The organism is Vibrio sp. 16, assembly GCF_963681195.1.
GTDB classification, from domain to species: Bacteria; Pseudomonadota; Gammaproteobacteria; order Enterobacterales; family Vibrionaceae; genus Vibrio; species Vibrio sinaloensis_D.
In genome coordinates, this window is the sequence record NZ_OY808998.1 from 725379 (window position 1) to 740056 (window position 14678).

Annotated in this window: 11 protein-coding genes; all 11 read right to left on the reverse strand. The window is 47.9% G+C overall.

Annotated features, from left to right (window positions below):
• Positions 1-235: 235 nt before the first annotated feature.
• Entirely contained in the window at positions 236-802 is a 567-nt protein-coding gene (locus U9J37_RS17605; protein WP_005469298.1) for a sugar O-acetyltransferase, read from the reverse strand.
• On the reverse strand, positions 802-2727 hold the full coding sequence (locus U9J37_RS17610) for an alpha-amylase family protein (protein WP_005469090.1): 1926 nt from the start codon (positions 2725-2727) through the stop codon (positions 802-804). The genes U9J37_RS17605 and U9J37_RS17610 overlap by 1 nt, the downstream gene beginning before the upstream one ends.
• On the reverse strand, positions 2721-4202 hold the full coding sequence (locus tag U9J37_RS17615) for a glycoside hydrolase family 32 protein (protein ID WP_043886402.1): 1482 nt from the start codon (positions 4200-4202) through the stop codon (positions 2721-2723). The genes U9J37_RS17610 and U9J37_RS17615 overlap by 7 nt, the downstream gene beginning before the upstream one ends.
• 169 nt (positions 4203-4371) lie before the next feature.
• Positions 4372-5382, reverse strand: a complete 1011-nt coding sequence (locus U9J37_RS17620) for an OmpG porin family protein (protein ID WP_005469392.1) — start codon at positions 5380-5382, stop codon at positions 4372-4374.
• 180 nt (positions 5383-5562) lie between these two features.
• Positions 5563-6696, reverse strand: coding sequence for an ABC transporter ATP-binding protein (locus U9J37_RS17625; RefSeq protein WP_005469310.1), 1134 nt, complete (start codon positions 6694-6696; stop codon positions 5563-5565).
• Between the two features lie 95 nt (positions 6697-6791).
• Positions 6792-7427: a beta-phosphoglucomutase gene (gene pgmB / locus U9J37_RS17630; RefSeq protein WP_005434287.1), complete on the reverse strand. Its 636-nt coding sequence runs from the start codon at positions 7425-7427 to the stop codon at positions 6792-6794.
• Entirely contained in the window at positions 7420-9762 is a 2343-nt protein-coding gene (locus tag U9J37_RS17635; protein WP_005469239.1) for a glycoside hydrolase family 65 protein, read from the reverse strand. Before U9J37_RS17635 ends, pgmB begins: the two co-directional genes overlap by 8 nt.
• Positions 9763-9780: 18 nt before the next feature.
• Positions 9781-11199: a carbohydrate ABC transporter permease gene (locus U9J37_RS17640; RefSeq protein ID WP_045410775.1), complete on the reverse strand. Its 1419-nt coding sequence runs from the start codon at positions 11197-11199 to the stop codon at positions 9781-9783.
• Positions 11192-12286: a carbohydrate ABC transporter permease gene (locus U9J37_RS17645; RefSeq protein ID WP_005469078.1), complete on the reverse strand. Its 1095-nt coding sequence runs from the start codon at positions 12284-12286 to the stop codon at positions 11192-11194. Before U9J37_RS17645 ends, U9J37_RS17640 begins: the two co-directional genes overlap by 8 nt.
• Before the next feature lie 11 nt (positions 12287-12297).
• Positions 12298-13536: a type 2 periplasmic-binding domain-containing protein gene (locus U9J37_RS17650; protein ID WP_005469017.1), complete on the reverse strand. Its 1239-nt coding sequence runs from the start codon at positions 13534-13536 to the stop codon at positions 12298-12300.
• A 163-nt stretch (positions 13537-13699) separates the two neighbouring features.
• Entirely contained in the window at positions 13700-14677 is a 978-nt protein-coding gene (locus U9J37_RS17655; protein WP_005469288.1) for a LacI family DNA-binding transcriptional regulator, read from the reverse strand.
• Position 14678: the final 1 nt, after the last annotated feature.

Consider the following 14678-nt stretch of genomic DNA (forward strand, 5'->3'; position numbering starts at 1 on the left):
AAGCATCAGTCAAAATATTATCGAGCTGGCAGCAGAAAAAACACGCTTGATTGCACGCCAGCGCAACGAAAAGTGGACAACCTAGCACAACCGGCGGGCGTTTTATATCTTAGAAATGAAAAAGCCTGCTGTGAGGGGCTGCAGGCTTTAAAGAGAAAGAGACGTCTTCCGCCAACATGCTGAAGGCTGTCTTATCATCTAGGCAGTGTTGCGGGTAGGCTCTCCTAGCAGAACTCTAGAGATCACCTTGATCAATCGAACGGATAACACGGCACGGGTTACCCGCCGCGACAACATTCGCAGGAATATCTTTCGTCACTACGCTACCGGCACCAATGACACTGTTAGCACCAATGGTAACGCCCGGACAAACGATAACACCGCCGCCAAGCCACACGTTATCACCAATCGTAATCGGTGTACCAAACTCAACGCCATCTTCTACGCGCCCTTTTACATCTAATGGGTGGCCTGCCGTGTAAATTTGTACATTCGGCGCGAACAGCACATTATCACCAATGTGCACCTCTGCCACATCGAGCACCACGCAGTTAAAGTTAGCGTAAAAGTTTTTGCCAAGTTTTATGTTCGAGCCGTAATCACAACGAAATGGCGGCTCGAGATACGCCCCCTCGGAATCCGGAATCAAACGGTCAACAGCGCTTCGCCACTCTGGGCTATTTGGAATGCTATTGTTCAGTGTTTGCAACACCTTACGGCACTCAATACGTTCGTTGAACAGTTCTTCGTCCCACGCTTCATAAGGCTCACCTGCGAGCATTTTCTCTTTTTCGCTTCTCATCACTCAGTTACCTTTAACCACAGCACATCATAGGCTGCCAGCAAAATATCTTCACCGACCAGTTCCTTACCAGATAGTAAGTCTCGGGTTCGCCTTGACCCCAAAATATCGCATATCGACGCCGGAATTGATTGCGAGGATTCGGCGAAATTACAGAGAGCGAGAAGTTGCTCACCCTTTGCGTTAGTTCGGCAGTAGGCAAAAAGTTGCGAACGATAAGTTTCTAAAATCTCAGTCTTTGCATTACCAAACTCAGGGTGATTTCTACGCAGTGCAATCATCTGTTTAAGATCTTGGTTGATGCGATGCTGATAACTGCCTTTGCTTTCTGCCAATGCGACCGCTTCTGCGCTAATTTGAGGGCGGTTCACCCAGCGCGCATCTTCGCGTTTAAACTCATCATTCAAGTAGCTGTGATCGTTCAACATACCTAGCTCATCACCTTGATAAATCAGCGGAATACCACCGATGCTCAAGTTGATGCTATTAAGCAGACGAATACGCTTCAATGCGTGCTCAATCGCTTGTGAATCATCTGCTTCTATCGCTTTTTCTAACCCCGCAAGAGAGGCCAAAGAGCCACATACTCGGCAATCACCCGTAGTTGGGTTTTCTTGGAATGGCACTCCTTGAGAGAATGAGCCGTCGAATTTGCCAGTGTAGAACTGATTCAAAAAGCGGCGATGCTCATAGCCATTAATGCCAAGCTGCTCAGCGACTGCATCATCAAACGTCCAGCCAATATCGTCGTGACAACGAATGTAGTTCACCCATGAACACTGGTCTGAAATCTCAAAGCTTTTCTTTAATGATGCTGTCAGTAACTTGGTTTCACGTGTTGCCAAACTTTCCCACATCAGCGCCATCATCAGTGGGTTGTAGGACAACTGACACTCATCTTTGTCGATGTACTGTGCCACCTCATCTGGGTGCACAATCGCTTCAGATTTGAATAACACGGCAGGCGCTGCAATCTGCAAACAGGTGTTGAAACACTGAATCAGAGTATGCGCCTTCGGCAAGCTTTCACATTGGGTCCATTTCTCTTTCCAAATAAACGCCAAGGCGTCCAAACGCAGACCTTCACAACCGATGTTAGCTAGAAACAGCATCTCATCAGTAATCGCGTTAAATACTGCAGGATTTGAGTAATTGAGATCCCATTGGAAGCTGTTGAATGTCGTCCAAACGTACTTCTCTACATCTTCTAAGAAAGTGAAGCTGCCACGACGAACGGTTGGGAAGATCTCGCGGCAAGTTTGATTGTACTCATCCACTTCTTGCTTATCCGTGAAGAAGTAATAAAAGTCTTCAAACTCAGGGTTGCCTTTACGCGCTTGCTCCGCCCAGTGGTGTTCATCTGAGGTGTGGTTGAACACGAAATCCAGCACTAGGCTGATGCCTTCATCACTCAATGCCTCTGCTAACTGCGCCAGATCTTTCTCTGTGCCTAGCTTTGGATCGACCTTGCGGTAATCCGACACGGCATAGCCGCCATCACTGTCCCCTTCTGGTGCTTTGTAAAGCGGCATCAGGTGCAGATAGTTAATCCCCAGAGACTTGAGGTACGGGATCTTCATTTGTAGCTTTTTCAAATCACCCGCAAACAAGTCGACATACACCGCCATGCCGAGCATTTTTTCACTGCGGTACCAACTTGGATTACCGAGGCGCTTCTCATCCAAGTTCTTCCATTTGCGTTTGCGACCTGCAAAGGCTTTGGCAAGCACAACCACCAGCTTTTGTAGATGCAAGAAGAAGTCATAACGTTCACCATAAAGCGAGTGCAGTTGCCCAACTAAAGATGGAAAATGCTGCGCCAAACGTTCAAGAAACACCTTTTCATCTTTTTTGGTTAGCTTTGGCAATTCAACCGAATCAAGAACTTGCTGCAGTGCTTGCTGGGTTTGTCGTTCGTTTAACATGTTTTCTCTCCTGCCAAGCTAGACACTTGAACGTTGCGCAGTGCCAGCGAGCCGCTATCCACGTTTAGGGCGACACTTGCTTGTGTCTCTTTGGCGTAAACAAGGTTGGTAAAGCTGTATTGGCCAGCATTGATCAGCAACTCGACTGAGCCTTTGTCGATCAACACTTCGACTTGGAATTCATTCTCAATCGGTAAGGTCACGCGATAGTCGTGTGGGAAGTGTTCATCAATGCGTTCCGAGCCGAACTGACCGCGACGTACAGAGCGCACTTCTATCCCTTGTTCGACACCAGCAAACTCAAAGTAAGCCGGATTGTCTTGGTACACATTCAGGTGCAACGTTTGGATATCTTGTAGCGTCACATCAGCGCTGAACTTCATGACTTCTTGCAGGCTGTAAAGGCTAATCGCTTGTTCGTCACTTGGCTCTGGCGTTTGCACATCAAGACTTAACGCCTGATTAAGCTCTTTCACAAAGCGTTGTCCAACACGTAACCCTGCTTTACCTTCAAACAGGAACAGCTCACGAGGCATGGCCATCGAACTGCGAAACTCTTGGGTTGGTAACTCAAGCGAGTACTGATGATTACTCATCCATGTACTGACGATACGGCGACCGTCTTCAACTGGGATGTCAGAGAAAGACTGAGTCGCGTAGTAATCACGACCGAAATCGAGCCACAATACGGTCTCTGGATGATTGTGATTGATGAAGGTTTCGCCATCAAAGTCGCCAATGAAATACTGCGTACCAGCACCGCCACAGTGCGCACCCTCACCAATGCCAACCACCAAGACCCAACGTGTTTCTTGCGAGCCTTCGATAGGCAGTTCAAACAAGTCTGGGCATTCCCACGGGCCTTTGCTGTGCGCACCATGACGGTAGCCAAACTCGCTCACTAAACGCCAGTCCAATAGGTTGGTCGAACGGTAGAACTCGATATGTTGACCACAAGACACCACCATCACCCACGCTTGGCTTTGCTCATGCCAAATCACCTTGGGATCACGGAAATCCGGATTACCACGTGCAGTAATGATCGGTGCACCGTTGGCGAACTTCTTCCACGTCATGCCATCTTGGCTATAAGCGAGAGATTGCTGCTGAATTGGATCTTCTACTTCAGTGCCATCAGCCAGTATCACTTTAGGTTGAATGAACGAGGTGTAGAACGCCAATAAGCCAGGTTTGTCGGCCTCAAATAAACCTGAGGTGTTATGCCAATCGACAATCGCACTGCCCGAGAAGCACATGCCAGATTCATCTGGATACAGTGCAGGCTCAAGCTCTTGCCAATCTATCAGGTTGGTACTGATTTTGTGTCCCCAGTGCATTGGTCCCCAAACCGTATCGCTTGGGTAATACTGGTAAAACTGGTGATAATGACCATTAAAGAACACCAATCCGTTTGGATCGTTCATCCAACCTGAGTTAGGCGTCATATGCAATAAAGGGCGATACTGTTCGCTCATAAGCCAATCCAATGTTGTAGTGAATATTTCTAGGTTTGGACGCGACGAAAAATGGAGCTGGAACAGGCTCCCAAAACGGACGCTACGCTGCCAATGCTGGTCCAAAACTAGAAATATTGAAAAAGAGTGGGGTTCCCCCCTTACGACGAAGGAGGGATTTCTTGCGCGGTTAGAAGCTGTAGTTCACACCTAAGATAAATAGAGGAATGTAACCATCGAACTCATCACGTTGCGGGCCGCTAGCGAAGTCAATTTTCTTATAGCTTGCCTCACCAAACATGCGCCAGCTCTTTGAAAGTGGGTAGTTGGCAGATACGCCTAGCTTAGAGTAGTCTTCTGTCCACGCATGAGCGCCTGTTGAATCAACACTCTTTTCGAATGAACCAAACTCCCCCCACAATGACGCAGAAAGTTTACCGAAGTTATGCCAAATACCTGGTTTAATGATCCACTCAGTCTCTGTTTCAGAGTAACCATCTTTTGCCTTCCACTGACCTTCTTGGTAACGGAAATTCAACCATGCGCCCGTGTTGTCATTGATTTTGTAGCTAAAGCCTGGCTCAACTTCCCAGTACGGGAACTCCCCCGTGCCACGCTTGTATTCCACGTGGTAAAGCGCGTAACCATGCATACCTAAACGATCTGTCAGTTGGTAAGAACCAAACACTTTACCGCCCGGAGTAGTGCGTTGGTCAATACTCTCACCGGCTAACTTCAAACCCCAACCAATATTACCTTTTTCATGGTTGTAACTACGGTTAACATAGATTTCTTGGATTGAGTTTACGCCTCGGTTGTAGTCGGCATGCTTCAGGTTACCAGTAAACAACTCTTCACGACCTGAGTAGAAACCAAAATCCCAACCTGGTAAGTCGTCGTGTCGGAAGCTACCTTGCGCAATGGTGTATTTAACTTTACCTTCGTTAACACCGTCATCGCGGATCAAACGCTCAACTTCAACGTTAGAACCTAGCGTACCATGGAACTTACTTTCTTCTTGTTGAGGAACACTTAGAGCAGTTAATAACTCAGCATTAGAGTATTCCGACTTCAATTGCTCTACGGCCGCTGCAAGTTTTGCATCTTTCTCTGCTTGAGGTTCTGTTAAGTCTTCAGCAAATGAAACACCTGAAAAAGCAAGGGTTAAAAGTACAGAAGATGCCACTACTGTTTTTTTCATGATTATTACCTTATTATCACATTGTTACTGTCGCCCCCTTGGGGGGCAATTCGATGCCTGCTGCAACAGGCGTTAATGTCACGCTCAAACGGGCTGCAACCCGAATTTTGAGCGCAGTAATCCTTAAGCCCGCCTCATGGTGGGCTTTTTTATAGTTTTTAGAATTGTGAGCGAGAGCGGTTAACTCGCTTGCTGCACCTGAGGTGGTAGCGTAATTAAATCATTAAGGGTATGACCTCGCTCGTAGGCTTTACCTTTACTGTCAAATAGGTGACATTTCTCAGCCGGAATGCGGATGTTCAAACGCTGGCCGATTTCGACATGCACAGTACCTGGTACGCGAACCAATACTTCCTGGCCACCGCGTACTAGCGTGGTGTAAAGCAGTGATTCTGTCCCTAGGCGTTCGAAGCCCTCAACAATCACACCCACACCTTCTTCGTCAAGGTGGATGTCTTCAGGACGGATACCAAGCGTCATCAATGCGCCTTGTGTCGCGCCTTTTGCGTTTACGTCCGCTTGGAAGGTGTAGTCACCCACTTCTACCGTTGCTTTTTCATCGCAAGCAGAAACCAGTGTCGCTGGCAGCAGGTTCATTTTTGGAGAGCCGATAAAACCTGCTACGAACAGTGTTTGAGGGAAGTAGTACAGCTCCAGAGGCGAGCCAACTTGCTCTACAACGCCAGCACGAAGTACCACGATTTTGTCGGCTAGGGTCATGGCTTCAACCTGATCGTGGGTTACGTAAATCACGGTAGATTTGAGTTTTTTGTGGTATTCCGCTAGCTGCAAACGCATACGAACACGTAGTGATGCGTCTAGGTTAGATAGCGGCTCATCAAGTAGGAACAACTTCGGATTGCGAACAATCGCACGACCAATCGCCACACGCTGACGCTGACCACCCGATAGTTGACTTGGTTTTTGTTTCAGAAGGTTTGTCAGTTCTAGCATTTCCGCTACCTGACGTACTGCTGAATCAATGTCGTCTTTGCTTTTCTTCGCCAGTTTTAGGCCAAAAGCGATGTTTTCGTAGACCGTCATGTGCGGGTAAAGCGCATAAGATTGGAATACCATGCCAATCCCACGATCGGTTGGTGAAAGGTTGTTAACCACCTCACCGTCTAAGCACATGTCCCCTGATGAAATCTCTTCCAAACCTGCGACCATACGCAGCATGGTTGACTTACCACAGCCTGATGGCCCAACGAATACCGTGAATTCACCGTCTTCAATGGTCAGGTTGGCATCCTTGATGATGTGTGCACCATCAGGATAAATTTTGTTGATGTTCTTCAGTTCTAAACGTGCCATTGTTCTACCTATAATTCTTTAAGAGTCTGGGCTTTAGGTGATTCGGGGCAGCACGCCGATATCAACGACTGCCCCACCACACTTCTTATTTTGGATTAACCTAGGATCTCGCCCAAGTTGATGCCTTTGGTGTCATCGAAGCGCCATGTCGCGTGACCAACACGGTCGTTAGGACCAATGCCCACTACGCGCATGCCTGCTTCTTTTGCTGCGTCTACACCCGCTTCTGCGTCTTCAACTACGATGCACTCGTCAGCGTTTACGCCCACTTGGCCTGCTGCGTGGATGAACACGTCCGGTGCTGGCTTAGAACGGTTAACTGACCAACCATCACCGATAGCATCAAACAGTGGTGTTAAGCCAAGACGGTGCAGGATAGGACGAGCATTCTTACTTGCTGACGCCAGTGCCACTTTGATGCCACGTGCGTTTAGCTCAAGTAGGAATTGCTCAATACCCGGTAGAACGTCTTTCGCAGAAATCGTGTTCAGCAGATCCACGTAGTAATCGTTCTTACGCTTCATTAGCTCAGCAAACTTCTCTTCGCTGATCTCTTTGCCGTTCAAGATGATGTTCAGCGACGCTTGACGAGATACGCCACGTAACTGCTCATTGATTTCACGGTCGAAGTAGTAACCTTCTTCGTTCGCCATACGTTGCCACGCTTGGTAGTGCAGCTCAGCCGTATCCGTGATTACGCCATCTAGGTCGAAAATGAATGCCTTACACATTGAATGTCACCTCTGTTGAATCGATAACACGTGGCTCACCTGCAACTTCGATGTTTAACGCTTGGCCGTTGAACTCTGGACGCTCGATGCGAACTTGCTCTTGGTCAACGGTCACTTCGAGGCGCTCACCTTTCCAGTAGATTGGGAAGTTCAGGCTATCCCACTCTTTAGGAAGGTTAGGGTTGATACGCAGGTTGCCACCTAGCATACGAACGCCACCGAAGCCGTAAACCACACACTGCCACATGCCACCGATAGACGCCGCGTGAATGCCGTGATCTGAGCTCTTCATGTTCTGACCGATGTCGATAGACGCAGCTTGTTGGAACAGGTCGTAAGACAGCTCTGGGTTACCAACATCTGACGCTAACACCGAGTGCGTAGACAGACTTAGCGACGAATCGTGCAGTGTCTTCGGCTCGTAGTAGTTCCAGTTAGCCAGTTTGGTTTCTAGGTCAAACTTATCTTCCTGCTGTAGGAACAGCACCATGATGTCCGCCTGCTTAGAAACCTGCATCTCGTTAACCTGTTCTAGGTTGTAGTCTTGGAACAGACCACCAACGAATGGCTGCTCTTTGTACTTAGTCAGGTCGATGATTTCTTTCTGTAGGTAAGTGTCATCCTGTGGGATTACCTTATCTTCAGCACGTGGCTTCGGTAGGTAGATGTTGTCTACGCGGTCTAGCCACATTTGACGAGCTTCCACTAGGTTTAGCTTGTCAGACAGCTTAGCCAGTAGCTCTGGGTTCGACGCTTCTAGATCCTCGTAGTAACGAATCGCTAGTTTGATGTTCTCTACCGCCATGTAGTTAGTGAACGCGTTGTTGTCGATGTGCTCTTTGTACTCATCAGGACCGATTACGTCACAGATACCCCACATGTTGCGGTCTTCTAGCCAATCTAGTCGGCTTGTCCAGAATGTTGCTGTGTCGAACATGATCTCGTAGCCCATGTCGTCCATGAACTTCTGGTCGCCAGTGATTTGGTAGTACTGCCACAGTGCGTAAGTGATGTCACACGTGATGTGCTGCTCAATAAAGCCAGACCAAATCTTCGTCGACTTACCCGTGATGATGTCTACTGCACCCCATACTGGCGTTACTTCTTCACCTGTTAGTGCCGATTCCCATGGGAACTGTGCACCGATGTAGCCGTTGTCTTTCGCTTTCTTACGAGCGCCATCTAGCGTCTTAAAGCGGTACTCAAGTAGGCTGCGCGCCACTTCAGGCATGGTGTAGATGAAGAACGGAAGCATGAATACTTCTGTATCCCAGAACGAGTGACCTTTGTAGCCTTCGCCAGATAGACCTTTCGCACCGATACCGAAGCGAGAGTCGTGCATTGGCGTAAAGATGTTCAGCTGGTATTGCGCAAAACGAATTGCAAGTTGGTCGAAATCGCTACCACCGATGGTGATGTTCATGCCTGCCCAACGCTTATCCCACTCTGCTGCACTCTCTCCTAGAAGTTCATCGAAGCTGCGGTCAGCGTTATTTTTTAGGTTCGTCAGAGCGTGGTCACGAAGTGCTTGAAGCTCGTAACCTTCCACATCGAACTGCTTGTCGCGAGACGTATGAACCACACCGACTTTTTCTGTGCCGAACGTTTCGCCCGCTTTCAGATCGTAGTTGATGTTTACCCATACTTTACGACGGTCCATCGCAAGTGAAGGGTCGATTTCTGTCTCTTGGCCGTCAACTAGGTAGCGGTGAGACGTTAGGAATACAAAGTCTACTTTGCTCTCTGTTGTGTGTTGTAGAAGCTCGATAAAACGCTTGTCGTAGATACGCTTTTCGCCTTCGTGGAAGTGCTGTGCACCTGAGTTAGAAAGCTGCGCATCCACACCAGAGCGGATTTCGATTTTCGCATCGCTGTTCAGTGCTTTTACTTGAACGTCAAATGCCATTAGGTGAAGGTTTGCTTGCGAGAAGAAGCGACGGAAACGCATCTCAAAGCTCTTACCTTCGTTATTTGTCCATGTGAATTCACGGATTAGCTCACCGTTTTTCACGTTTAGGCGACGAGAGTAGTTGCTCACTTCACCGGTTTCTAGGTGGAAACGGCGACCATCGATGAAGATTTCAATCGAGCTCATGTCTGCAGAGTTTGGCAGCTCGGTGACTTCGTCTGCATCAAACTTGTTGTAAGTACCAGCAACGAAAAGGTTGCGAACTTGGCCCACGTATTTTTCTTCCGTTGCACTACGCGCACCCATGTAGCCATTACCTTGGCTCATTACCACTTCACATTTGCCTTGGAAAGCTGAGTCAAACGCCGTCTCTTCAACGATCCAGTTTTTTAGTTCGCCTTGACCAGCGTTGTAGTTCATAAACATCTTAAATATCCCCGAAATTTAACCTTTAACAGCGGAAGAAATGTCGTTACCCACGAAGTAACGTTGGAAAACCATAAATACAATCAGTACTGGGATTGTTGACAGGAAAGCCCCCGCCAAGATCAGGTTCCAGTCACCTGCTACGCCATAGGCGTTACGTAAACTCAATAGACCAACAGGGAGCGTGAACGCGTCAGCTGGGCTGTTAATCACCACAAGCGGCCAGAAGAAGTCGTTCCAAGCACCTTGGAAACCAAGGATGGTGACCGACAAGATGGCTGGCTTCGCCAGTGGCATAAATACCTTCCAAAGAATCACAGCAGGGCTTGCGCCATCTACGATTGCGGCTTCTTCCAGTTCTTTCGGAATGTTCTCGAAGAACTGTTTCATGATCAGAACCTGACCCGAAGCAACGACCGCGGTGATGACCGCCCATGGTGTGTTCAATAAGCCGATATCTTTATAAATTAGGTAGTTAGAGATGAACGTCACTTGGCCCGGAATCATCATGCTGAACAACATGAAAGCAAACACAGCACGCGCACCAGTGAACTTCAATCGAGCTAAGGCATAACCCGCAGTACATGCAAAGAATAGGGTCAGAATCACCTTACCAATCGCAATGAAGAACGAGTTGATGGTCCAGCTCATGAACAAGCTCTTACCTGTATCTAGGCTCACCGACTCGGTGTACACGCGAACGTAAGACTTAAATACATAACCAATCAAACCCGGCGTTGCGTTATCCCATGCCGCGACACGGCCACGACGTTCCATCTTGCTTGGCGCTAGCGTGCTATCAATCAGCACTTGGCCGCGCGGCGCTTCTACCGTTAGTGGTAGCGTTGCAATCTCAGGACCTTGCCCTTGATACTTGATGGAAAATGCCCACGTTTGGCTGTGACCTTGCTTAGTAAGTTCACGACGACCACGCTTCTCTACAAACGTCACGTTGTCGTTAGTGTCTACCAGCACTGGCTCGCTGACTTGTGCGTAATCGGCAGCAAAGTCGGTCACGATAGCCGCAGCCATACCTGTACCTGGACGACGGCGTGGCACTTCAATCTCTGGCGTTGCCAGCTCTTTGCCGTCTTCCACCGCGTAAGTCACAGTGAAGTTCACTTCTGCGCCCGGAGCAAAACCACCGAACATTGGCGCATCGTTACCTTCTTTACCGAGTTGGTAAGCGGCACCCCAGTTGCTTGGTTGAACCTGTGCAAAGTTGAACTTAAATGGCTGCTCTAGTGGGTCATCTTTCAAACTCGCTAAGAAAGCCACCACGAACGTACCTAACATGACAGTCGCAACCAGTAGCAACGCACTGTAAACCCACGCCACTTTTGCCCAGCGACGGCGCGCTTGGAACTTGGAAATCTCTTCCATTGATGCCATAGGTTTCGCATCATCGTGATTCATGGTTGAAACGGGATTAGTCATCTGCTTTCTCCTTCACACCAAAGATTTTCTGCAGATAAACCACTGCCAACGTGATGAATGCCAATACCAATGCTGCCGCGCTTGCCATGCCGATTTGCGGCGTGCCACCTGGTGGGAAGGCGTTGTGGTAAACGTAGTAAGCCAGCGTAATACGTGATTCGAGCGGTGCTGCCGAGCCAAGCAGTGCTACTTGGTCAAACATTTGTAGCGTACCGATAATCGAGAAAGTCACGACCACGAACGTCACCGGTGCCAACTGAGGAATCGTAATGTTCCAGTGTTGTTGCCACTTGTTCGCACCATCAATGTGCGCCGCTTCGTAAAGCTCACCCGGAATGCCTTGTAAGCCCGCTAGGAACAGCAGCATGAAGGTCGGGATAGTGGTGTAAATGTTCTGAATCACGATTGCCCAAAGTGTTAAAGGCATTGGCCCCACATTGTCACGTGTGTTCAACCAGTTCACTTCCACGATTTGGTCCGTCACTTCTACCCAGCCCATTGCGCTGGCTACGAAAGTCGCCACACCCGCAACGATGAAAGAGAGAATGCCCCATGCTGGATCCAACCAACCAACCGGTAAGCCTTTCAAACTGTCTTTGGTTACCAACACAAACTGAGTAGCGATAGCGACAAGCACAAAGCAGCTCAAGTGCGGGTAATGGTTCACCACATCGGTGACAAAGCCGTTCAGATAACCGTTCTTTTGGTAGAACCAAATGAAGATCAGTGTCACCGCGGCACTCGACAAAATACTTGGTAAGTAAAATGCGGTTCTAAAGAAGCTTTTTGCGCGAATTTTAGAGTTCACTAAAATCGCTAAGCCAAGTGCTAACACGGTTTGCACACAGGTCACGATCAACGAGAACCAAATGGTGTTTGCCAGTGAAAGCAGGAATAAGTCGTCAGTAAGCAGAGCTTTAAAGTTCGCTAAACCAACCCAGATTGCATCGCTGAACAAGTCGTACTCGGTAAAGCTGAAGTAAACCGTTCTGATCAATGCGTATAGAAAAAACACCACCAAAGTCAGTACAAATGGCCCAGCTAGGAGCCATCCGTAAACTTGTTGGCGTAAACGTAAAGAGTTCATCCCTCGCCCCGTTATTTCGCCATCAGTGCATCGTATTTAGCTTGCGCCATCTTGATCGCTTCTTTCTGCGTCATCTGACCAAGCAACACTGAGTTCAATGCTTCATTAATCGGAGTCATCCATGCTGTGCCGTAGTTACCAAATGCGAATGGCTCTACATTTCCTTCAAGAGCACCTTCAAACACTTGTTTTGCCAGTTCGTTTTCTGCTTTTTGCTGTGCAAAGAACTCTGACTTACCAAGCGCTTCACGGCTTGGCAGAGCAAGACCTGAATCCAACACCCATTCTTGTGCTTTTTGGCTAGTTAGGATCTCGACCGCTTTTTGCGTCGCTTCAATGTTCTTACCATCTGCATTGACGCCCCAAGCAACAGTAAACAGTAGGTTGCCACGTTCACCGCTTACTGGATCTTTTGGCATCAACGTTGTGCCATAAGGCAGGTTTGGCGCTTTATCGCGTAAGTAACCACTGATCCAGTTACCTTCTAGAGCGATTGCTGTTTCTTCCGTACCGAAACAGCCGCCGCCCCAGCCTTGACCAAGGTCAGTCGCCAAGATGCCCACTTTGTCTTCGGTAACTAAGCCAGTGTAGAAGTTAAATGCACGCTCGAAGTTCTCATCCAGAACGGTTTTGCCTTCAGCGTTGAATGGCGTCCAGCCTGTTGCGAGCGCAAAGGGTGCAAAACGCGCGTAATCAGGCATAACACAGATACCAGAGACTTCATCTGCTAGCGCATTTTTCACATCCAGTAGTTTTTTACGTAAATCTTCCCAAGAGTCTCGATTGGTTGGGTAAGCGACTTCAGCATCATCAAAAATGTCTTTGTTGTACTGCAGTGCAATTGTGTTGAAATCCTTAGCCACGCCGTACTGTTTACCTTTAAACGTAAACGCCGAGTTCAAGCTTGGAATCATGTTGGCCGCGACTTTTTCTAAGCTGCTGTTATTTTGAGAAACTTTGCCAGAGTTAACTAACGTGTTAGCGAACACAACATCAACGTAAAACGCATCCGGTGCAGTGCCCGCTGAAAGGGAGTTGGTAATAAATTGAGAGAAGTCACCCTCTACTGCTAGGTACTTAACCTCTAAGCCGGCTTTTGCGAAATCATCTGCCAGTACGTCATTAACCAGTTTGTTCAGTACGACTACGTCGTTCCCTCCCCAACCAGCAATGGTTACTTCGGTATTTGCAACAGCCTGAGTAGATAGGCCGGCAGCAAGTAGGGATACTGCCAATATTGTTTTTTTCATGTTGCCCTCAATTCCTTCATTTCAAAATCTGAGGGTATTATGCGCAATTTACGTAAACGCTTACGTTAAGTTGATCACATTACGCTTTTATGACGTGGAGAAACAAAAAAAGCATGACTGAAGTCATGCTTTTTGAGGTTATTGTTAATTATATGATCGTTTTTTACGTTGTTTTGCCCAATTTTAAGCTTACCTCAACCACCGAACCCACGGGCTGTTCACGTAAAATGGCTTGCTCGAGCATAGATGCAACGCGCGCAGCAATCTTATCGGTATCTTGCACTATGGTGGTTAAATCTTTAGAAATACCCGGCAAACCATCGTAACCTACAACGGAGAAATCCTGAGGAAGCTCATACCCTCTATCTTTTAGAGCGGCGATAACACCAAGCGCCGTTTCGTCACACTCACAAACAAAGCCTTGATAGCCCTCAAGCTGCTTTTTATCAATATTCATGAAGTAACGATAAGCAGCGATTTCTCCCAAAGGATCAGCGCCAGTACGTAACTCTCGAACAGGTAAGGCATTGCTGGCCATCACCGACATATAGCCTTGATGACGGAACTGATAGCCATCACCATAAGTGGTTGGAGTCACAAAGCAAATGTCCGTTAAGCCTTTATCTACAAGGTGTTGCGTTGCTTCTCGACCACCATTGAAATCATCCGGTGCCACCCAAAACGAGCCTTCACTCATGCCAATACAAACAAAAGGAAGATCTAACTGTTGGCAAGTTTTAATGCGCTCATCATCGGTTGTAATACCGAGTAACACAGCGCCGCCAACCTGCTCTAAATCCACTTCACCAAAGCTCACGGGTAATAAGTTTCGGCCTGAGTTTTTAATTGCCGCCGACAGTGAAGGCCATAGCATTCCTAGATATCGAGAAGCGTAAAAGTCATGGGGACCCAGTGAGATCGCAATCGTGTTCTTATGACTGCCGCTTAGTTCACGGGCCGACGTGCTTGGAACATAACCAAGGTCTTTACAGATATCGAGAATTTTCTTTCTGGTTTTCTCGCTAATACCAGGCTTGTTATTTAAGGCTCGACTAACGGAAGCAATTGAAACACCAGCGATTTTTGCTGCTTCATGTATAGTTGCTTTCTTTAGTTCCGCGTCAGTTTTTGGTGCACTCACT